This is a genomic window from Flavobacterium piscisymbiosum, assembly GCF_020905295.1.
GTDB lineage: Bacteria > Bacteroidota > Bacteroidia > Flavobacteriales > Flavobacteriaceae > Flavobacterium > Flavobacterium piscisymbiosum.
This window is the reverse complement of sequence record NZ_JAJJMM010000001.1, coordinates 5,003,362-5,027,390: the sequence shown is the minus strand read 5'-3', so window position 1 is coordinate 5,027,390 and position 24,029 is coordinate 5,003,362. Positions and strand designations below refer to the sequence as shown.

At 36.1% G+C, this 24,029-nt stretch carries 13 protein-coding genes; 12 read left to right on the top strand and 1 reads right to left on the bottom strand.

Annotation, left to right across the window (positions count from 1 at the left end):
- Positions 1-433 precede the first annotated feature (433 nt).
- Genes LNP81_RS21415 through LNP81_RS21385 form a run of 7 tightly spaced genes read left to right on the top strand, consistent with a single transcriptional unit; the run spans position 434 to position 12,122 of the window.
- The gene (locus LNP81_RS21415; RefSeq protein WP_230039329.1) at positions 434-1,792 is read left to right on the top strand and encodes a sugar porter family MFS transporter; all 1,359 of its coding nucleotides are present in this window, start codon (positions 434-436) and stop codon (positions 1,790-1,792) included.
- A complete protein-coding gene (locus LNP81_RS21410) occupies positions 1,755-3,362 on the top strand; it encodes a glycoside hydrolase family 32 protein (protein WP_230039328.1) in 1,608 nt (535 codons plus the stop codon). Before LNP81_RS21415 ends, LNP81_RS21410 begins: the two co-directional genes overlap by 38 nt.
- Before the next feature lie 24 nt (positions 3,363-3,386).
- Positions 3,387-6,491, top strand: a complete 3,105-nt coding sequence (locus LNP81_RS21405) for a SusC/RagA family TonB-linked outer membrane protein (RefSeq protein WP_230039327.1) — start codon at positions 3,387-3,389, stop codon at positions 6,489-6,491.
- Between the two features lie 22 nt (positions 6,492-6,513).
- Positions 6,514-8,205: a RagB/SusD family nutrient uptake outer membrane protein gene (locus LNP81_RS21400; protein WP_230039326.1), complete on the top strand. Its 1,692-nt coding sequence runs from the start codon at positions 6,514-6,516 to the stop codon at positions 8,203-8,205.
- Between the two features lie 19 nt (positions 8,206-8,224).
- On the top strand, positions 8,225-9,622 hold the full coding sequence (locus LNP81_RS21395) for a DUF4960 domain-containing protein (protein WP_230039325.1): 1,398 nt from the start codon (positions 8,225-8,227) through the stop codon (positions 9,620-9,622).
- Positions 9,623-9,642: 20 nt separating this feature from the next.
- Positions 9,643-11,196, top strand: a complete 1,554-nt coding sequence (locus LNP81_RS21390; RefSeq protein WP_230039324.1) for a glycoside hydrolase family 32 protein — start codon at positions 9,643-9,645, stop codon at positions 11,194-11,196.
- A 23-nt stretch (positions 11,197-11,219) separates the two neighbouring features.
- A complete protein-coding gene (locus LNP81_RS21385; protein ID WP_230039323.1) occupies positions 11,220-12,122 on the top strand; it encodes a carbohydrate kinase family protein in 903 nt (300 codons plus the stop codon).
- A gap of 93 nt (positions 12,123-12,215) precedes the next feature.
- Here the strand turns inward: LNP81_RS21385 and LNP81_RS21380 are convergent, their stop codons facing one another.
- Entirely contained in the window at positions 12,216-12,614 is a 399-nt protein-coding gene (locus LNP81_RS21380) for a winged helix-turn-helix transcriptional regulator (protein WP_230039322.1), read from the bottom strand.
- 99 nt (positions 12,615-12,713) lie between these two features.
- Here LNP81_RS21380 and LNP81_RS27390 point away from each other — a divergent pair, with 99 nt between their 5' ends.
- From LNP81_RS27390 to LNP81_RS21360, 5 genes are all read left to right on the top strand, one after another.
- A complete protein-coding gene (locus LNP81_RS27390; RefSeq protein ID WP_255700762.1) occupies positions 12,714-12,836 on the top strand; it encodes a hypothetical protein in 123 nt (40 codons plus the stop codon).
- A complete protein-coding gene (locus LNP81_RS21375) occupies positions 12,823-14,004 on the top strand; it encodes an MFS transporter (RefSeq protein ID WP_230039321.1) in 1,182 nt (393 codons plus the stop codon). The genes LNP81_RS27390 and LNP81_RS21375 overlap by 14 nt, the downstream gene beginning before the upstream one ends.
- A 383-nt stretch (positions 14,005-14,387) precedes the next feature.
- Complete coding sequence (locus tag LNP81_RS21370; RefSeq protein ID WP_230039320.1) at positions 14,388-16,943, top strand: adenosylcobalamin-dependent ribonucleoside-diphosphate reductase; 2,556 nt, start codon at positions 14,388-14,390, stop codon at positions 16,941-16,943.
- A 558-nt stretch (positions 16,944-17,501) separates the two neighbouring features.
- Entirely contained in the window at positions 17,502-21,542 is a 4,041-nt protein-coding gene (locus tag LNP81_RS21365) for a hybrid sensor histidine kinase/response regulator transcription factor (protein WP_230039319.1), read from the top strand.
- A 1,060-nt stretch (positions 21,543-22,602) separates the two neighbouring features.
- Positions 22,603-24,000: a hypothetical protein gene (locus tag LNP81_RS21360; protein ID WP_230039318.1), complete on the top strand. Its 1,398-nt coding sequence runs from the start codon at positions 22,603-22,605 to the stop codon at positions 23,998-24,000.
- Positions 24,001-24,029 lie beyond the last annotated feature (29 nt).

Genomic DNA, 24,029 nt, shown 5'->3' with positions numbered 1-24,029 from the left:
GCCTCCAGCTTCAGCTGGAGGAGAGAGAATGGATATAGAGGGGCTTTAGCCAAAATGCTCATTATCTGGGCTAAATTCATTCTTAGCTTTATTTTATATCTTCAAATAAATCACCACCAATTCAAAAGACAAAACTTAAATAAAATGTAAAATTCTCTTTACTTATAGTTTTTTTAACAACTTTGAACCTCAGGACCTTTGTTACTTTGTCCCTTTTTCAATTATTTCATGTATCATTTTTATATTAAATGTAACAAAATCGAAACTACATGGTTTTCGTAAATAAATTTTAATACACGTAAAGACTTGTAAATAAACGATTTGAGTTTAAAGTATCAAACTATCAATAATTATAGAATTAAATTGTAACATCATTAAAAATAAGTTGTTTTTTTTGCGAATATCTTAGCAACAAGTTTTTAATACATCTACAATGAATAAGATATTGATTTGGTCTGTTACTGCTGCACTGGCAGGTTTTCTATTCGGTTTTGATACCGTAGTTATTTCTGGAGCTGATAAACAATTACAGCTTTTATGGCATTCATCTGATGCTTTTCATGGTTCTGTTGTTATGGCAATGGCACTTTGGGGAACAGTTGTAGGTGCCATTTTTGGAGGAATTCCAACCAATAAAATAGGTCGTAAAAAAACACTCTTCTGGATTGGGATTTTATATTTCGTTTCGGCAATAGGCGCTTCTTTCGCAAACGATCCTTATGTATTTGCTGCTTTCAGGTTTATTGGAGGTTTAGGTGTTGGTGCTTCAACTATTGCTGCTCCGGCCTATGTTTCTGAAATTGCTCCGGCAGACAAACGCGGACGATTGGTAGCTTTGTATCAGTTTAATATTGTATTGGGAATCTTAATTGCTTTTATATCCAATTACTTTTTAAAAGATATTGGCGAAAATGCCTGGCGCTGGATGGTAGGAATTCAGGCTTTTCCATCACTTATCTATATTCTTTTCATACTTACAATCCCGGAAAGCCCAAGATGGTTATTGTCTAAAAACCGTGATGAAGAAGCACGTAAAGTCCTGTTTCAAATTGATCCCACTGCAGATCTTAAAGATATTATGGATGATTCAAGAGAAAATGGTGTTACAAAACACGAGAATATCTTCATGAAGAAATACCGTTTCCCGTTGATTCTGGCCTTTTTAATTGCGTTTTTCAATCAGTTTTCAGGAATCAATGCCTTTTTATATTACGCACCAAGAATTTTTGAAGAAGCAGGCTTAGGACAAAATACCGCTTTACTGAGCAGCATCGGGATCGGGATCACGAATCTTATATTTACCTTAATCGGAGTAGCATTAATTGACAAATTAGGAAGAAAGTTGTTAATGTACATTGGTTCTGTTGGATATATTATTTCTCTAGGCTTAGTCTCTGCTTCATTTTATTACAATTGGGGAGGATTATCAGTACCTACTTTTCTTTTCTTATTTATTGCATCACACGCCATTGGCCAGGGAGCCGTAATCTGGGTGTTTATCTCAGAAATTTTCCCTAATCACATTCGTGCTTCAGGACAAGCTTTCGGGAGTTCGGTACACTGGGTTTTAGCGGCGATTATTCCGTCTTTAATTCCAATGTTGTTTTCAGAAATTGGACCCGACGTCGTATTCTTAATTTTTGCATTGATGATGGTCCTGCAATTACTGTTTGTAATATTTATAATGCCGGAAACTAAAGGGATCTCTTTAGAAGTTTTAAGTGAAAATTTAACCAAAAAAAATATCAAAAAACATGACATCAAAGAAACATCTACCGCTGGCATTATATAGTGCTGTATTATTATCAATAGGAGCTTGTAAACCATATACGGCTGTTGCACAAACAACTGCAGTTTCAACTTCGGTTGCAACAGAAGAAAAAATGTACCGTCCTAATTTTCACTTTACACCAAAAAATGGCTGGATGAATGATCCTAACGGAATGTTCTATGCCGATGGAGTTTATCATTTGTATTATCAGCATTATCCTGAAAAAAGTGTTTGGGGACCAATGCACTGGGGGCATGCTATTAGTAAAGATTTAATTAAATGGGAAGAGCAGCCAATTGCGATTTATCCGGACAAAGACAAATACATTTTTTCAGGAAGCGCTGTTGTAGATACACATAATACTTCAGGTTTAGGAACTGGTAAAAAGGCTCCAATTGTAGCGATTTATACGCTGCATGATATGACAAAAGAAAAAGAAGGCAAGATCGATGTTGAACAACAGGATATTGCGTTTTCGAACGACAATGGTTTTACATGGCAGAAATTTGAGGAAGGAAATCCTGTCATTAAAAACCCCGGGATTCGTGATTTTCGTGATCCAAAAGTAAACTGGGATGAAACCCATAAACAATGGATTATGTCCTTAGCGGCACAAGATCGTACTCAGTTTTATGCCTCTAAAGATCTTAAAAACTGGAAATATTTATCAGAGTTTGGAAAAAACATTGGCGCTCACGGAGGTGTTTGGGAATGTCCGGATTTCTTCGAAATAAAAGTAAAAGGTTCCAATGAAACCAAATGGGTTTTGATTCAGAATTTGAATCCTGGCGGAGCAAACGGAGGTTCAGGAACACAATATTTTATTGGCGATTTCGACGGAACAACTTTTACACTTGAATCTAATTTTGCTAAAAAAATAGAGACAGAAAAAGCAGCATGGCTGGATTACGGAAAAGACAATTATGCTGGCGTAACCTGGAATAATGTTCCTGCTGCAGACGGTCGACGATTGTTTATTGGCTGGATGTCAAACTGGGATTATGCTCAGCAAGTTCCAACACAATCCTGGAGAAGTGCCACAACCATTGCGCGTGAACTTCAGGTTATTAAAAAAGGAAACAATTATACTTTAATAAATAATCCGGTAAAAGAAATCAATAAATATATTGGTAAAACGATCAAAGTAAAAAGCCTGAAAGGAAAAGAAAAATTAGCGATTGTTGAAACAGGAAAAATCGATTTAACAAAAGCAATGCTTCATTTTAATATCAAGAACTTAAAACAGGATACGTACACTTTTACACTTTCAAATACAAATGGAGAAGCCGTGACTTTCGGGATTAATAATTCAGATCACTATTTATTTTTGGATCGTTCGAAATCAGGAAAAATTGATTTTTCAGAAAAATTTGCTTCAACAATTACCAAAGCAGCTTTAGACGAAAGTCAAAAAGAAGGTGTTTTTAAAATCATATTAGATAAAACCTCTATAGAGATATTTTACAATAATGGAGAAAAAGTAATTACCGAAATCTTTTTTCCAAACCAGCCTTACACTTCTCTTTCTGTTTCTTCAAACAGTGGGGTTGAGCTAAGCAATTTAGAAATTAACCAATTAAATATAAACTAACCTTAAAACCAAAAACCACTAACTATGAAAACTAAACTCATTTATTTTCTATTATTCTTTTTTCCCATGCTGGTAATGACAGCACAGGAAACAGGAATAAAAGGAACGGTAATTTCGTCAGATGACGGAATGCCGCTTCCGGGAGCAACAGTAATTGTTTCGGGAACGAATACCAGTACAGTAACAGATTTTGATGGAAATTTCTCTTTTCAGAATGTAGCTTCAGATGCAAAGATTGTTGTTTCTTTTATCGGATACAGTCCGCAATCGATTGAAGTAAAAGGACAAAAAACATTCACTATCACTTTAAAAGTAGATAATAATCAGTTGAATGAAGTTGTTGTAACAGGATATTCAAAACAAAAGAAAACAGATATTACGGGAGCAGTTGCCGTTGTAAACATGAAGGAAGTCATGAAACAACCGGAACCAAACCCAATAAAAGCGCTGCAAGGAAGAGTGGCGGGGGTAAAAGTTACCTCTGACGGTTCGCCAAGTGGAGGAAATACCAAAGTTGTGATTCGTGGAGTTGGAACTTTAAACAATACTGATCCTCTTTATGTAATCGACGGAATGCCAACCAAATCCGGAATGCACGAATTGAACCCAAATGATATTGAAACAATTCAGGTTTTAAAAGATGCTTCTTCGGCCAGTATTTATGGTTCCCGCGCTTCAAACGGAGTTATTATCATCACAACCAAAAAAGGGAAAGAGGGTAAAATGAGAATCAATTTTAGCACTTATACTTCTTTGTCTGATTATTCCAGAAAGCAGGAAGTGCTGAATGCCAATCAGTTTGGACAGGCTTTATGGCAGGCAAATATCAACGACGGTTTAAACCCGAACAATAATAATTTACGTTATCAGTTTGACTGGTCCGTAAACAATAACAAACCACAATTAAACAAAGTTTTAGTTCCGGAATATTTAGATGCCAGTCAAACCCTGAAAGCTTCAAATACCGATTGGTACGATGCGATCTCGCAAACCGGAATTGCAAATTCGTATGACTTATCGGTTTCAAACGCATCAGACAAAGGGAATTATGTTTTCTCTTTGGGTTATTATGGAAATGAAGGAGTTGTAAAAACTACAGATTTCCAGAGGATTTCTGCCAGAATGAACGGTTCGTATAAATATTTTGACGGGAAACTGGTTATTGGCGAAAATTTCTCGATGACCCGAACTAACGAAGTTACAGATCCCGGAGTTTTAGATCCTGCACTTCGCGCCTTACCTATAATTCCGGTACATACTGTAGACGGAAAAGGATGGGGCGGACCAGTTGGAGGAATGAACGACAGACAAAATCCGGTTCGTCTTTTAGAATACAACAAAGACAATAAATACGATTATTTACGTCTTTTCGGAAATATGTATGCTGATCTGGAAATCATTAAAAACTTACATATCAAGAGTAGTTTTGGTATCGATTACGGATCGTATAAAAAACGTACGCTGCAAAGAAGTTATCAGTCAGGTTATTTGCAAAACGATCAGACATCGGTAACTATTGATCAGTCATTGAGTGACAAATGGACCTGGACCAATACGGCAATTTATAGCCTGAATCTAGGAAAAAGCAACCTGAATTTTATGGCAGGAACAGAGATGTACAAAGATGTTTATGATACGACAACTTTGCGTAAAAACGATTTCCTGATCGAAACTCCTGATTATATGTATCCTGATGCAGGAACCGGAGAATCGTTTACAAGCGGAACTTCGACAACGTATTCATTGTTATCTTTCTTCGGAAAAGTAGATTATGAATTTGATAATCGTTATTTACTTTCTGGTACTATTCGTCGTGACGGATCGTCTCGTTTTGGTAAAAATAATCAGTACGGAACCTTCCCGGCAATTTCAGCAGGATGGAGAATCAGTAATGAAGATTTCATTAAAAATAATGCACCTGTTTTCTCTGATTTAAAATTAAGAGCAGGATGGGGACAAACCGGAAATCAGGAAATTAGCAATACTGCTGTTTACAGTTTGTATTTGGCCAGTTATGCAGGCGGAAGCCCAACCTGGGCAACTTCTTATGGTACGGCTTATGATATTGCAGGAAACGGAAACGGTTTACTTCCGTCAGGTTTTATTGCAACTCAATCCGGAAATGATGATTTGAAATGGGAAACGACTACACAAACTAACATCGGTTTAGACTTTGGATTATTCAAACAAAAATTAAGCGGATCTGTAGATTATTACATCAAAAAAACAGATGATATTTTGGTTTTACCGCCGTATTTAGGTGTAATTGGCGAAGGTGGAAATCGTTGGGTAAACGGTGCTTCGATGCAAAACGAAGGTTGGGAAGTTACTTTAGGCTATCATGACGAAACCTCATTTGGACTAAAATATGATATCTCGGCAAATGTTTCGGCGAACAAAAACAAGATTACAAAATTGCCGGACGAAGTACGAAATAACTATGGTGGAGACGGATTGAACGATAATATCTTAGGTCGTCCAATTAATTCAATGTATGGTTATGTTACTGACGGATTGTTTAAAAGTCAGGACGAAGTAGACAACTCGGCCACTCAGGAAGGGAAAGGCCTTGGTAGAATTCGTTACAAAGATTTAAACGGAGATGGAGTAATTACAGATAAAGACCGTACATGGATAGGAAATCCAAATCCGGGTTTGACTTATGGATTTAATTTAGGATTAGGGTATAAAAACTGGGATTTCACCACTTTCTGGGAAGGAGCAAGTGATGTTGATGTCATTAATAATACCAAATACCAAACGGATTTCTGGAGTGTAGATGATGTAGGTTCTAATAAAGGAACCCGTTTGCTAAATGCGTGGTCTTTAGACAATCCAAATTCTACTATTCCGGCATTGACGACTGTAGACAGAAATGCAGAATCAAGATTTTCGACTTATTATGTAGAAAACGGAAACTATCTTAAACTGCGTGTTTTACAGGTAGGATACAGTTTGCCAAAAGATTTATTGAAAAAAATGAATTTCGATAGCTTTAGATTGTACATCAGCGGTCAAAATTTACTGATCATTGATGCCAAAAGTTTTACTGGTGTAGATCCTGAAAATGCAGGATTTGGATATCCGCAGCCAACGACTTTTACGGCTGGTCTTAATTTTACTTTATAATAAAAGCTTAAAATCAAAAAAAATGAAAAAATTACTATATATAACCTGCTTTTTGGTACTTGGAATGTTGGGTTCCTGCTCAGATTTTCTGGAAAATGATCCTCGTGGTGTACTCTCAGAAGAAGATATTGTGACACCGCAATCGGTAGAAGGATTTATGAATGCAGCTTATGCACAATTAGGTAACGACCATTATGATTCACCATACAGTTTATGGCCTTTTGGAAATGTGCGTTCTGATGATGCTTACAAAGGCGGAAGCGGAACAAACGACATTCAGGATTTTCACTTCTTTGAAGTATCCAATAATATCCGAACTGATTTTGCAGAATTAGACAATTTCTGGTACATCAGTTATGTTGGGGTTTCAAGAGCCAATAAAGCCTTGAAAGCATTAGAACAAATTTCAGAAGCTGATTATCCTTTGAAAAAAACGCGTATTGCTGAAATGCGTTTCTTAAGAGGACATTTTTACTTTATGTTGAAAATTATGTTCAGAAGTGTTCCTTACATCACAGAAGATATTCCTGTTGAAAATTATAAAACCATCTCAAACAAAGTGCTTTCAAACGAAGAACTTTGGAACAAAATTGCCGAAGATTTTCAGGCTGCAGCCGATGCTCTGCCGGAAACTCAGCCACAAGTGGGACGTGCTACACAAAAAGCAGCTTATGCTTATTTAGCCAAAACACGTTTGTATCAGGCGTATACACAAGATGAAACGTATAAAGTTACAGGAATCAATCAACAGCATTTGCAGGAAGTAATTGCAGCGACAGATAAAGTAATTGGGAAAGCAAGTTTAGAGCCTGATTTTGCCAACAACTTCTTGCCGGGAACTTTTGAAAACGGTACAGAATCTATTTTTTCTATTCAGTTTTCTGATAATGACGGAACTTTATACGGAAGATTAAATTTTTCAGATGTCCTTTCTACGCCTCAGGGTTTAGGATGCTGCGATTTTCATAAACCAAGTCAGAACTTAGTAAATGCCTTTAAAACAGGAACTAATGGTTTGCCGGAATTTGATACTTATAACGATCAGGATTTTGATTATAAAAACAGAGATGCCAATACGGTTGATCCAAGATTGTACCATACTGTTGCGATGCCGGGTTTACCATATAAATACGATCCTGAATTTTTGTACGTAGAAGCTTGGGTGAGATCTCCGGGAACATACGGTTATTTTGCTTCATTAAAAGAAAACGTAGCGCCAAACTGTAGTTGCGTGGTCAATATCGATCCGTTTTACGGAAACTCAAAAAACAGAATCCAGATTCGTTACGCCGATGTGATATTGATGCGTGCCGAAGCCCTGATTGAATTAGGAAGACAATCAGAAGCTTTGCCATTAATCAATCAAATCAGAGAGCGTGCGGCGCAAAGTACAGGAAGACTTCCGTATGCAAAAAACTTTAAAATCAATACTTATGTAGACGGAAGCAATTGCAACTGGACACAGGATTTTGCTCGTAAAGCCTTGCGTTGGGAACGTCGTTTAGAACTGGCGATGGAAGGAAATCGTTTCTTTGATTTGGTTCGTTGGGGCGTTACAGATGAAGTAATGAATGCATTTTACAGCGAAGAAAAAACAAAACGTACCTATTATCAGGATGCCTTTTTTGATGCTCATAAAGAGGAGTATTGCCCAATTCCGTTAAAGCAAATTAATTTTAGTCAGGGATTGTACAAACAAAATTTAGGTTATTAATCTATTTTAAGAAATCAATATGAGAAAACTTATCAATACATACTGGGTCAAAGTGGCTACAGTATTGGCTATCGTTTTTGTATTTACAGCCTGCGAAAATAGTTTCGAAAACGGAGGTTTTGATGTCAATTCGCCATCGAATGTTACTTCTTTTAAAATAAACGGAGTTGCAGGAACAATCGACCAGAAAACAGGAGCAATCAATATAACAATGCCTTACGGATCTGATATTACAGCTGTAAAACCTGAAATTGTTTTGGCAGAAGGAGCAACATCAAATCTGGATCTAACTGCACCAATAAACTTTGCAAATCCGGTAAAGTTCAGAGTGGTAAACGGTAATTTATACAAAGATTATACGGTGACAACGGTAGTTTCAAGTCCAATTAAGAGTTTTACTATTAATGGAGTTGCAGCAACAATAAACGATGTAAGCAAAACCATTACGATGACATTGCCCGAAGGTACAAACCTGACAGCACTTCAGCCTTTAATCGTATTAACAGAAGGGGTTTTGATATCGCCGGTTTCAGGCACTACGATTGATTTTAACAACTCGGTAACTTTTGTAGTAACCTCAAATGGTAAAAGTGTTAATTATACTGCCAATGTAGGAGTTCCGGTAGCAGGTTTGGTAGTAGCCTTTTTAGGAACGGCAGCAACAAGATCAGGAATCACGAATATGGATGAAGTTACAGCATCAAACTGGTTGTTTGATAATTTCCCGGGAGCCAGATATATTTCATTCGAAAGTGTTTTAAACGGAGCTGATTTAAGTGATGTTAACGTGATTTGGTGGCATTTTGATTCGGCTGCAAATTTACCTTCAGTGGCTTATAATCCTGCGGTAACAACAGCGCTCAAAAATTTCAGAACTAGCGGAGGGAATTTACTTTTAACCTCTTTTGCATCTCAATATGTAGATGCTTTAGGAATTGTTCCATCCGGAAAAGGGCCTAATAATGTTTTTGGAGATTTTCCTCCAAACGGAAATGTAGATGGTAATTCATGGGGAATGTCTTTCGTGGGGCATGAGAACCATCCAATATTTCAGGGATTAACCACTTTTGAAGCCGGAAAAGCTAATTTGCTGCAAGGCGGAACTTTCAGGTTAAATCATACCGCATGGTGGTTTTTACCGGAATGGGGAGGTTACACAAACGGTGAAGGCTGGAGAAACCAAACCGGAGGAACCAATTTGGCCAGTGAAGCCTGGGACAATAATCTTGACGGACGAGTGACCATTGCAGAGTTCCCAAATACAGCAACAAATAAAAATGTAATTGTGATCTCGATGGGAGCTTACGATTGGTATAATGAAGCTAATAGTTCCGGAGTACCAAGTCAGTCTAATGAGTTTATTACAAATATTAAGCTTCTGACACAAAACAGCATCAATTATCTGGCTGAGAAATAATTTATTTTCAATTCAAAAAAATGAAATACAGAAACATTATAACCATAGTTTCCATCTTCTTTTCGCTTGCCTCATGTAGTCAGGACGATAATTATACCGGAGGCTCGATTTCAGGAGGTAATACCGAAATAGCAAGTATCTTTCCTGTCCCGCCTTCGCAGTGGATGGGTGCCAGTGATCCTTACTACAGTGCGGGTTATACAGGAGATATCATGCCATTTTTCGATAACGGAAAATTTCATATTTACTTTCTGCACGACGCTCAGAATAAACCTGCCGGAAAAGGATTTCATGATATTCATGAATACTTGAGTACAGATTTAGCCCATTTTACATACGAAGGGCAAATGATTCCATATGGCAAAACTACTGATCCTGATTTTGCCATTGGCACAGGATCAGTTGTAAAAGTCGGTAATATTTATTACTTTTATTATACAGGCCACAATGAAACGCCAGCTTTTGTGCAGTCAAACGCCAGAGAAAGTGTTTTGTGCGCCACAAGTTCTGATTTAAAAAACTGGACAAAAGTGCCTTCATTTAAGATCACAGCACCAGCCGGATATTACAATTATGATTTTAGAGATCCGCATGTGTTTTACAACGATGAGCTTAAAAAGTATTCGATGTTGGTAAGCACGCAAACAGAACCAGGCCGAAAAGCAGTTTTGCTACATTTTACAAGTGCTGATCCGGTTTCTGGAAAGTGGGATGTTCAAACGCCAATTTACACTACAACTCCTCAGGAAAATTATTTGATGATGGAATGTGCTGATATCTTCAAAATGGGAAGTTACTGGTATTTGATTTTTTCTGAAAACTGGAGTGCTAATAAAGGAACACATTACAAAATGTCAAGTTCGATCAATGGCCCGTGGACAACGCCGGAAATTGACAGGATCGACGGAGAATATTTTTATGCCGGAAAAACAGCTTCTGATGGAAACAAAAGATATGTTTTTGGATGGAATGCCAGAAAAACACCTGAAAATGATTTAGGAAATAAAGATTGGGCCGGAAATATGGTGATTCATGAGCTAACACAAAATGCAGATGGAACCTTAACAACCCAGTCACCGCAAAAGGTAAAAGATTTATTTTCTAAAAAAGTAACGCCCGAAGTAGAGACAACTTTAGGAGATGTAACAGCAACATCAGGAACTTATACCTTGTCAGGGGCAACAAATAAAGCTTTAGTAACGTTTAAAACTATAGGTAAAAAAGCAAAACTAAAAGCAGAGCTTACTTTATCAGGTAATAATGGAACTTCAGGATTTGTTTTTCATACCAATGAAACCGGAAGTTATTATAAAATTGTACTGGATATTGCTAAAGGTAAAATAATAGGATATAATTCAGCATCGCAGGAAGCAACCGCAATACCGTTTAAGCTTCAAGCAAATACTAAATACGATGTTGAAATAATTGCAGAAGGAAGTGTAGTAGTATTTTACATCAACGGAAAAGTGGCTTTAACGAATAGAATTTACGGAAGAGACAAAAATAAATGGGGATTAATTGCTGAAGGACAAAATAGTACGATTTCTAACCTTCAGATTACGCAACCGGAATAACATTAATATAAAATAGTTTTAGAATGAATAACGGAAAAAGCCTTAAAGCTGTAGCCTACGGAGAAGTACTTTGGGATGTTTTTGATAACGAAAAAAAGATTGGCGGAGCGCCTCTTAATGTTGCTTTACGCATGAAAACATTAGGTTGCGATGTAGCCATGATTAGCTGCGTAGGAAAAGATGCTGACGGAGAAGCAATTATCAATCAGGTCAAAAGTCTCGGACTTGAAACGAATGCGATCATGCAGTCAGAAAATTTCCCAACCGGATTGGTGAATGTAACCTTAAACGAGCGTGGTTCTGCAACTTATGAAATTGCTTATCCATCGGCCTGGGATAAAATTGTACTCAACGATTTTGCAAAAAAAGTTGTTGCCGATGCTGATGTGCTAATTTATGGCAGTTTGGTTTGCAGAGACGAAGTTTCAAGAAAATCTCTGGAAGAATTGTTACAGACAAAAGTATATAAGGTTTTTGATGTGAATTTAAGAAAGCCACATTATTCGTATGAGATTTTGGAGCAATTAATGCATTCGGCTAATTTTATAAAGTTTAATGACGAAGAATTATTAGAAATTGCCAAAGCCATGCATTCGCCTTTTACTGGTTTAGAAGAGAATATGCATTTTATCGCAGAAAAAACCAATGTTACGGCAATGTGCGTAACAAAAGGTAAACACGGCGCATTGCTAATGTGGGAAGGTAAACTTTATGATAATAGCGGATACCCTGTTGAGGTGTCAGATACAGTGGGAGCAGGCGATTCGTTTTTGGGAGCATTAACTACTTCGCTGCTTACCGGAAAAGAACCTCAGGCAGCTATAGATTTTGCTTGTGCCATTGGCGCTTTGGTGGCCGCATCTCCGGGAGCAAATCCAGAAATTTCGCATTCTAAAATTGAAAATTTAATGACTAAAGTTTCATAATATTTAGTCTTTTAATTGTTTTTTGAAGAACATTAAAGTAAAAGCCACTCCCAAAAGGAGTGGTTTTTTGTTGTAAAAATTTCAAAAATAGTTTTATTCTTGTTCTACTAAGTTTTCTGCTTCGATAGCATTTTTTTGCGCCATAGTCTCTTTATGTTCTGCTCCCCAATTGCTTATTAAGCCCCAGATAGGAACTAATTTTAGGCTAATTTCAGTAAGTTCATATTCTACCCTTGGCGGAACTTCGGCATAAACGGTACGTTTTACCATTCCGTCTCGTTCTAATTCACGCAATTGCAAAGTAAGCATGCGTTCTGTAATATTGCATATTTGATTTCTTAATTCACCAAATCTAAGTTTTCCTTTTTCAAGTTTGCACAGTATCAACAGTTTCCATCGGCCGCCCACAAGGCAAACGGCATAAGTCAGATTGCAGGTTGTGATATAATTTCTATTTTCTGTATTTGTTGAACTTTCCTTTCTTTTCGCCATTACTTACTTTTTTGTTAGTACCCTACAATGGGATGTGTATAGTGCAAAAATAAGGCACTAACAGTAATTTTGGAATTTTAATTCAAAATTTTTATAAACATGTTTACATACTCATTGGTACTTATTATGGCAATAACACTCACCGGAATACCCAGTCAGGGACAAATCATCAAAAATGCAATTTATTCATCACTAAATTCAGATAGTAATGAAACTAAATAAAAAAATTGCCTACGTTGGTTGCCTGGGAATGATTGGAATTATAACAACAGAATTTGGAATAATCGGAATCTTACCACAAATTGCCGTTTATTACGGAATTACAATCGATAAAGCAGCTTATTTATTAAGTGCTTTTGCATTGGTTATTGCGCTTACGGGACCTTTTATGACTTTATTACTTTCGGGATTTGACAGAAAAAAGATCATGCTTGTGACTATTTTTATCTTTTTCTTTTCTACAATTGTTTCTGCATTTTCTCCGCCTTTTTGGCTTCTGATGATTGTTCGAATGTTGCCTGCATTTTTACAACCGGTTTATATTGCTACAGCAATTGCAGCAGCCGTAGCATCAGGAAAAAAAAGTCAGGAGAATCAATTAATGGGAATCGTTCTGGGCGGAATTGCATTGGCAATGGTTACAACCGTACCATTTGCAACCTATCTGGCTAGTATTTTTAGCTGGCAGGTTTCGTTTTATATTCAGACAATTGTTAGTGCTTTAGCATTAGTGGCTATTTTTAAAACAATGCCATCCGGGGACATACCGGAGAAAAAATCATACGGAAGTCAGATCAGAATTTTAAAAGACAGCCCCTTTCTATTAAGTACTGCAATGAACTTTTTTATGATCGCATCCTGGTTTTCTACCTACAGTTATTTTGCCGATTATTTAGTAAAAACAAGAAAATTAGATATGGCAACCATTAGTTATATGTTACTTCTATTTGGTGTTGTGGGCGTTTTTTCTAATTGGCTTGCCGGAAAAATGCTGACCAAAAGCATAACAAAAACAGTTGCTTTTTTTCTTTCAGGAACTATCATTATTCCTGTAATATTGGTCTATTCAGGAGATAGCATCTGGACAACTGTAATTGTCATTATCATTTGGGGATTTTTTTACGCGCCCTGTTTTTTAAATGCTTCGGCATACATGATTTCGGCAGCTCCAAAATCGCTTGAATTTGCCAATAGTCTGGCAACTTCTTTTGGAAATCTGGGAGTATTTCTGGGTACGGCCGCCGGAGGATGGATTATTTCTCATAGCGCAATTAATAATATTCCGTGGGCAGGAATGGTCTTTGGAATTTTAGCTTTATTGATGGTGGTCTGGAGAAGTGTTTTAGAAAAGAAAAATAAAAAAGTGATACTAATTGATACTATAAATTAATAAAAGAAATGCTTTCAGGTAAATTTTCCTGAAGGCATTTTTTATTATTTAGAACATATCAATAAAGCAATCAGAATTGAAATTTGATAAATCTCTTAATTAAAAATCAATCATTCAAAATAAGTAAGAAAAATTATCGATTTATGTTTTTATTTAACTCATTCTTCTCATTATTATCATTCAATGATTTTTGTCATATTTTCTGTTAATTGTGAATCATAAATGTATTTATTTGTTAACTTTCTGATGTTTATAAATTTTTAATGTATTTATTATCAATTGTTTAAATGTTATTTTTTGTAAACTTTTTTAATCTTATTTTTTTTAGAGTTTATTTGGTTCTAAATTTACCACTCGTAAAAAACGTCAAAAATATCATAATCATGGATGAATTATTAGCTGCAAAAAAGGAAACAATTATTTACACTCAGGATGAAACAATTCAGGCTTCTTTAGAATATTTTAAAGGAGATAGTCTTGCGGCAACAGTTTGGGTAAGCAAGTATGCTCTTAAAGATTCTCAGGGTAATATTTTCGAAAAATCACCCAATGATATGCACCATCGTATTGCGTCAGAAATTGCGCGAATCGAAAGTCGGTATGCAAATCCGCTTAGCGAAAAAGAAATTTTTGATCTCATTAAAGATTTTAAATATCTCGTACCTCAGGGAAGCCCGATGACCGGAATAGGAAATCCCTTTCAGGTGGCATCATTGTCGAATTGTTTTGTAATTGGTAATGATAATTCGGACTCGTATGGCGGAATCATGAAAACCGATCAGGAACAAGTTCAGTTAATGAAACGAAGAGGAGGAGTAGGACATGATTTGTCGCATATTCGCCCTAAAGGTTCTCCGGTGAAAAATTCGGCTTTAACCTCTACAGGATTGGTTCCTTTTATGGAGCGTTATTCAAACTCAACTCGCGAAGTGGCCCAGGATGGCCGTCGAGGCGCTTTGATGCTTTCGGTTTCTGTAAATCATCCCGATGCTGCCGATTTTATTGATGCCAAAATGGAACAGGGAAAAGTAACCGGTGCCAATGTATCAGTAAGAATTGATGATATTTTTATGAAAGCAGTAAAAGACGATGCTTTATACGAACAGAAATATCCAATTTTTAGCGAGAAACCATTGTACTCTAAAGTAATTAAAGCAAAAGAACTTTGGGACAAAATCATTCACAATGCCTGGAAATCGGCTGAGCCTGGAATTTTATTCTGGGACACTATTATCAACGAATCTTTGCCGGACTGTTATGCTGATTTAGGATACAAAACCTTATCTACGAATCCGTGTGGCGAAATCCCGCTTTGTGCTTATGATTCCTGTCGTTTATTGGCAATAAACCTTTTTTCGTATGTCATTCAGCCTTTCACGAAAGTGGCCTCTTTTGATTTTGAACTTTTCAAAAAACATGTAGCCGCCGCTCAAAGAATAATGGATGATATTATTGATCTTGAGCTGGAAAAAATTGATGCTATTTTAGAAAAAATCAATCAGGATCCGGAAAGTGATGAGGTAAAAATGGTAGAGAAAAATCTGTGGTTAAACATCAAACATAAAGCCAATGAAGGCCGTCGTACCGGAATTGGAATAACTGCCGAAGGAGATATGCTGGCAGCTTTAGGTTTACGTTACGGAAGCGACGAAGGTATTTTATTTGCCGAAAAAATTCATGAAACGCTTGCATTAGAAGCCTACCGCGGATCAGTAAATCTGGCGAAAGAACGCGGAATGTTTGCTATTTATGATGCTAAAAGAGAGAAGAACAATCCGTTTTTACTTCGATTAAAAAAAGCAGATGCTGAGTTGTACAATCAAATGCAAAAATACGGCCGTCGTAATATTGCATTATTGACAATCGCACCAACCGGAACGACAAGTTTAATGACGCAAACCACATCTGGTATTGAGCCTGTTTTTCTTCCGGTTTATAAAAGAAGAAGAAAAGTAAACCCGAACGATAAAGATGCAAGAGTTGATTTTGTAGATGAGTTAGGAGATAGTTGGGAAGAATATGTGGTGTTTCATCACCGATTCAAAGAATGGATGCTGATCAACGGATACGATACTTCTAAAAACTACAGTCAGGAAGAAATTGATGTATTGGTCGAAAAATCGCCTTATTACAAAGCCACCAGTAATGATATCGACTGGCTGAACAAAGTAAAAATGCAGGGGAAAATCCAGAAATGGGTCGATCACTCGATTTCGGTTACTATAAACGTACCTAATGAAACACCAGAGGAAATGGTGAATAAATTGTACATGGAAGCCTGGGAAGCCGGATGCAAAGGTGTTACCGTGTATCGTGATGGTTCACGTTCAGGAGTTTTAATTTCGAACACAGAAAAGAAAGAAGAACCTACTGAAACGCATTCCAGTACTTTTACAACCAAACGTCCTCAAATATTAGAAGCCGATGTAGTACGTTTTCAAAACAGTAAAGACAAATGGATCGCTTTTATCGGATTATTAGATGGCAAACCGTATGAAATTTTTACTGGTTTGGTAGATGATGAAGATGGTATTTTGATTCCGCGTTGGGTTTCTGAAGGCTTGATTATCAAAAATAAAAACGAAGAAGGAAATACACGTTACGACTTTCAATATAAAAATACAAGAGGTTACAAAACCACAATCGAAGGACTTTCGCATAAGTTTAATCCGGAATACTGGAATTATGCCAAACTAATTTCAAGTACCCTAAGACACGGAATGCCTATCGATAAAGTAGTAGATTTAATTAGCAGTTTACAACTTGATAGTGAATCTATAAATACCTGGAAAAATGGCGTATCACGTGCCTTGAAACGTTACATAGTAGACGGCACAGAAGTTCGCGGACAAAAATGCAGCAATTGCAACTCAGATAATCTTATTTATCAGGAAGGTTGTCTTACTTGTAGTGATTGTGGTTCGTCTAAATGCGGTTAAAAGTTTTTTGCCATGAAGGTGCTAAGACACGAAGTTTTTTATAAAGTTTTGCCACCAAGACGCTAAGACGCAAAGTTTTTTATAAAGTTTTTGCCACGAAGGCGCTAAGACACGAAGTTTTTATAATCTATATTTGATTTAAGCTTTGTGACTTGGTGCCTTCGTTGTATTTTAAAGTTAATTTATAAGTTGTAATTTTCTTAATCTCGCAAAGACGCAGAGCCGCAAAGTTTTTTAAGCTTTATTTTCTTATTTTGGGATTGATTTAACATGCCGAAGTCATCTATAATATAAACTTTGCGTCCTTGCGCCTTTGCGAGATTATTTCAGCCTTCAGCCTGGTAAAAAAAATCTTTGCATTCTTTTATGGCTGAAAAAAACATCATTGTAGTGGAATTATTTTTCGCGTAGGGATTATTTTATTAAAAAGTAAGATCAAGGTAAAATCCTATAAACACTGGGATGAAAGTGATTTTTATAACTATATTTTTATGATATATATAGAAATTTAGCTTATAATTGTACTATTTACACAAAATCAAAAAAATACCTTTTATTTTGAAGTATTTAGTTTTACTTTTTATACTGCTATTGGGGTTTTCTCCATTGAGTTATGCACAGGACAATCCTGTAAAATTTCTTGATATTTCTGATGGATTGTCTAACAATTCCGTGACCACTATTTTTCAGGATAGCGATGGTTATATGTGGTTTGGGACTTACGATGGACTCAATCGTTACGATGGATACAATTTTAAAGTTTTCCGTAACCGAATCAACGATAAAAAATCATTGTTGTTCAATACGATTTATAACATCGAGGGAGATTCCAAAAAAAATATTTGGGTTGGCGGTTCCAATGGTATTTGTATTTACAATAAAACTACAGCCACATTTCATAATGTACAATATACTGTATCGGGTAAAAAGCCTGAAGTTTTAAAAGACATTATTCACCAGATGCGTTCTGTTTCAGATAATTTGGTTTTAGTAGCTTCTCAAAACTTAGGATTAATTGCTTTCGAAAATGGTTCTTTTGTTGGGAAACACATTCCACTCAATGTTCTGGGAAACAGAATTACAGTCAATAATTATGATGCGATAGCTATCGAAAAGGATCAAAAAAACAATCATTCGTGGGTTTATATTAAGAATGTAGGTATTTCGAGTTACAATTATAAGTCTAAAACTTTAAAAGTTGTTTTTCCGCTTTCAAAAGAAGTAAAAGCCATGAAACTGGCCACTGACGGAAACTTATTATTAGGAACTGATGAAGGTTTGTTTCTGTTTAATACCAAATCCGGTGTGCTGTCAGAGAATTACTTTTCGACCAAAAGCAGCGTTACTGATCTTCTTTTAGATAAAAAAAATGAAATCTGGATTACCACAGACGGTTCCGGAATTTATAAAGTCATTGGTAACAGTAAAAAAGCCATTCCGGCAAATGCAATAAAAGAAAATCAGGTTGCCAAAAGTAATTCGGTTTGGAGTTTATACGAAGATAAATCAGGCAACAAATGGTTTGGTTCTTTGCGCGGCGGAATCAGTATGCTCAGCAATACGCCCAAATATTTTAAAAGCATCAAATACAACTCAAAAGATCTGGTTGAAAACTTTATCCTTTCTTTTTGTGAAGATGAAAAAAACAATGTTTGGGTTGGTACAGATGGTGCAGGTCTAAAATATTGGGATCGAAAAAACAATACGTATACCAATTACAGCAACAAACTTTCAAGCAAATTTATTACGGGGATTGTACGCGACAATAACAACGAAATCTGGCTTTCGACCTGGGCTGGAGGCGTAAATAAAATTAACCCAAAAAACAATTCGGTTACACCATATTCCTGTTACAATCCTTACACCAAACAAATCGAAAAGAATATTTGGTTTGTTTACAAAGATTCAAAAGCCAATATCTGGGCAAGTGGTACAAATGAGGGCGCTTTGTATTTTTTAGACAGAGAAAAGAACAGTTTCACACTTTTTGATCCATCGGTTACGAATTTGCAATGCATGACCGAAACCAGCGACGGAAAATTGTGGGCTGGAAATTATAGTTCTTTATTTTCTATCGAAAAAACAACCCGAAAAATCAATAAAATTACGATAGGAAATCCCGTAAGATGCATTCACGAAGACAAGGATAAAAACCTCTGGCTGGGAACACAGGAAGGTGGTTTATTGTTGTTTGACCGAAAAACAAATACTTTTAAAAGACTGACCACAGATGATGGTTTGCCTTCGAACACGGTTTTAAGATTACTCGAAGATAAAGAAGGCAATCTCTGGATGAGTACCTACAACGGTATTTGCAGATATGATAAAAAGAGAAAGACATTCCGTAATTTTTCTATCAATGATGGTTTGCAAAGCAATCAGTTTAGTTTTAATGCGGGCCTTAAATTATCGACAGGAGAATTTTTGTTTGGAGGAATAAACGGTTTTAATGCCTTTTTTCCGGAAGCCATAAAAGGATTCAATCAAAAAAACAACTTACTCCTATCTGATTTTTATGTCAACAATTTACCTATCGAAGAAAGCAAAAACGACTTAGAGTGGGAGAATGGTAAAATCGAACAAGTAAGCCTGCCGTACGATCAAACCACATTGTCACTAGAGTTTGTAGCGTTGGATTATAATAATGCCGACAAAATAAATTACGCCTATTATTTAGAAGGCTGGGACGAACAATGGAATTATGTGGGTCAAGCCCGAAAAGCCAATTATGCCCGATTAACCGAAGGGAAATATATTTTTAAAGTAAAAACAACCAATTTTAAAGGTGGCTGGAACAAAGAAGTAAGCTTGATTACGATTGAAGTTTTGCCACCTTGGTACAGAGCCTGGTGGGCATATGCATTGTATTTACTGGCAGGTATTGGCGCTATTTTTGCCTATTTGGAATACAATAAAAACAAAGAAAAACTAAAGTATAAAGTCAAAATTGCTGAACTGGAAAGCAAAAAAGAAAAGGAAATTGCCGAGAAACAATCCTCGATGTTTACCTATATCTCTCACGAATTTAGGACACCGCTTTCGCTGATTATAAATCCGTTGAAAAAAGCAGTGCAGAAAGAAAGTGTACAAAACGGTTCTTCGGGAAGTGATTTGGCGATTGCGCACAGAAACGCCAGAAGACTTTTGAGTCTGGTCGATCAGTTGTTGCTTTTCAGGAAAGCAGAGAACGATGCAGATTCACTCAGATTATCTCCTATAAATGTAAATAATCTTTGTAATGAAGTGTACCAATGTTTTGTAAATCAGGCAAAAGATAAAAGTATTCGATACAATTTTGGTATTCCGGATCATGAAATTGTGATCATTGGAGATTATGAAAAAATCGAAATTTCGTTGTTCAATTTAATGTCAAATGCTTTTAAATACACGCCAATTGGTGGAAAAATCAATCTTAGACTTACAGAAAACGATCACGAAGTTTTCTTAGAAATTTCGGATAGCGGAGATGGAATCGAACCAAAGGATATTGAAGTGATTTTCGAAAAATTCAAACAAATAAAATCGAAAGTATCTATTGGAACCGGTTTCGGAATCGGACTTTATATCGTCAAACATTTTGTCGACAAACACAAAGGAACCGTAAGCTGTACCAGTGAAATTGGAAAAGGAAGTACTTTTAAACTCACATTCCTAAAAGGAGACAGCCATTTTGATAATGTCGAAATTACAAATGAAATCCCAAAAAGAAGCCAGTTATTTGATGAACTTATTATAGATGATGGTCAGGAGAATCAGACCGCAAATCCTTCAGTTTCAGAAAGTGATTTTCAGAAAATCATGCTTACAGATAAGCGTACGGTTTTGATTATTGATGATAATGTCGAAATAAGAGCTTATTTGATCAAATTATTTTCTGAATCCTATATTGTATACAGCGCCGAAAATGGGGAAGAAGGTCTAAAACTAACCAAGAAACACATGCCTGATTTGGTGATTAGTGATATCACAATGGAAGAAATGGATGGTTTGGAATTGTGCCGAAAAATAAAAGAAAATGACGCATTATCTCACATTCCGGTTATTTTACTAACCGCATCAAAAAATCCCGAAACGCATTTGCAGGGTATCAACGATGGAGCCGATGATTATATCACCAAACCTTTTGATGATGATATTCTCGTAGCGCGTGTCGAATCGTTATTAAGAAACCGCAGCAATTTGCGGACCTATTTCTTAGATAGTATCACGCTCAAAGAAAACACCCAGAAAGTGCCTCAGGAATATCAGGAAATCCTGAAAAAGTGTATCGATATTGTCGAAGCTAATATTCATAAAAGAGATTTTACAATAAAAAACTTTGCTCTCGAAATGGGAATGAGCCACAGAACATTGTACACGAAAATTAAAATCATTTCCGGCCAGACTTTAAATGCATTTATCCGTTCGGTTCGAATTCGAAGAGCGGCTATGCTAATGCTTACCGAAGATATAAATATTACCCAGGCAAGTGCCGAAGTAGGTTTTGAAGATCCTAAATATTTCAGACAGCAATTTGTAAAACTCTTCGGGATGACACCTTCAGAATACATCAAAAAGTACAAGAGTTCTTTCAACTCAGATCTTAATGTTATTAAATAATTCTAAAACATTTTTCACGTTCAAACCTGTCATTTCGATTTCATGATCAGCCAAAATCTTTTTTTTCAGGAGCTAATCCCGCACCCGAGCCTGAAAGTGCGAACTGGCGAAGCAATCCGTTTCAATCTTTCCACTTCTATCGGGGCTAGGGCAATCATTTTCATAATAATATTTTCGTCTGGTTTGTCATTTCGACTGAAGCGAGAAATGACAAAATAATAATCATTTTTAATATTTATGATGAAAATCAATTTCTTGTTTTTTAAACGGATTAATCCATTATTTGAATTTCGAATACCCAATCTTGTCATTTCGACGAAGGAGACTCGAGCGATAGCGAACAGACGAAGTAAATCTCCGCAAGTAACTCCGCAACGAAAGTCTAATTTTTGTCGAGCTTCTCGTCGAGATTTCTCCTTCGTCGAAACGACAAATCTTGAGTTTATATCTCATGGTCGAAAAAACGCAAACGTTTTAGCTGTAAAACATCATTTTATTTACTAATTACATATAATTCAAAAATAGACTGGTATTTTTTCATAGTCCTTAATTTTTAATCCAAAATAATAGTTAATTGCAATTTTGACCTCCTTTTTTTTCCATTTTACCCCTCCTTAAAAGTGTTGAATATACATTTCTTTGCACTTATAGTAATCTGTTAGTTGAATTACTGTGTATAATATAAGTGTTTATTTTACGATAAGTTTTTTGATCTGTTTAAAGGAATTGAGCCTTCTTTAAAATAAGATAGTAAGAGTTGGTTTTACATGTTTACTTATCAAACCCGCAGTGAAAACTGCGGGGTAAAATAAAGTTTAATTATACAATTAGATCAATAAGAAGTTGTCTTATTAAGACGAGAAGTATATAAATAAAAAAAGAAAAAAGTAGCTAACAATTAACCAAACTCAGCCATATGAAAATAACCACATAATGAATTTTTTGTTCTTCTGTTTTTCCCCTAAAAAAATAGCAGCAACAATATCCTCACAAATTAAACCTACAGAATTTTTTAAACTATCACTTTACAATACCTAACTAACCTAACCTTAAAAATCAAATGAAAAAAAATGTATTTTTATTTTTTCTTGCTGTTTTTGCTGTTCTATTTACAGGATGTCAAAATAACGAATCTGATTTTCCAAGTTCTGATAATCCTACTGTTGTTGTTTCAACAAAGGAAATTTACGGAGCACCAAGCAGGAAATTTGAAATTAAAGCCGCTTTGGCTGACGATTTAGGATTAAAAAGCGTGAGAATTCAAATCCCTGAATTATCACTGGATAAAGTCATCGCTTTTGCAACTGATCCCTTACTTAAATCATACGATTTGAGTTACTTTTTTGAAGTTCCTGCGAATAGAGGAACCTCTGAAGCTTTCAAAGTAAAATTGACGATTACCGATGTTTCAGGAAACGCAATTGATGAAGACATCAACTTACGTCTTGACGGAGAATTTGCTGCACCATCAATCACTATGATTACTCCAAAAGAGGGAGCAGTTATTTTATTGTCGACAAGCAATAAAATGCCAGTAAATTTTGTTGTGAATGATGATTCAGGAATCGATTTTATTCAAATTCAGTGTGCTGCATTGGGTATCGACGAAACAGTTCAGTTAACAGGATCTCCGCAATCGTATACTTTCAATAAAACCTATACATTACCAGTAACGGCTGATAATTATGTTTTAACAATTACGGCAAAAGACAAATTTGCGATTCCGAATACAGGAACGTTAAGCGTAAATGTTGTGGCTACAAATGAATATCCGGCAATTTACTTATGCGATCAGCCAAAAGGCACAAACCTTACTACTGATGCAGTTGGAGTTCCAATGTATTTTCACAATAAAGAAGGGCAAGATTTCGAATTCAAATATTATGCTGATAAAGACAATAAAGAGATTTATTTCTTAGGTCAGGAATCTGATTTTGCGCCACATTGTTTTGGACTAAATGCTTCAGGAGAACTGGCAGATGATGTTGCTTCGACACCAATTATCTTACCTACAAAAGGATATTATGTAATCAAAGTAAATCCGAATACTTTAAAATATACTGCAACTAAATACACGCCATCAAGCAAAGTTTGGGCTGATGTTGCCAACGGATTATGGCATGATGAAGAAGCAAAAAGAAGACCTTTCGTAAGTGTTTGCGGTGCCGGAATTCAGGGAGCTGACTGGGATACCTGGACGGCTTGGGTTCAAACAGGATTACACTTAGCCAACAACCCAAATAACCCTTACCAATTAGTAGGAGAGTATACGCTGACAGGAACTATGGAGGCAACTTTTACAGGTCAATGGTGGAATCCATCATGGAGGTTAATCAAAAACGGGGTTGCTACAATGTCGCCGGGAGAAAACGGAAATGCTAAATATCCTGCAGCTCCGGGAGTTTACAAAGTGGTGCTGGATACTGAATTGGAAAGACTTTTTGTTACTAAAAAATAGTAGCTTATCATCTGGCTATAACATTTAAT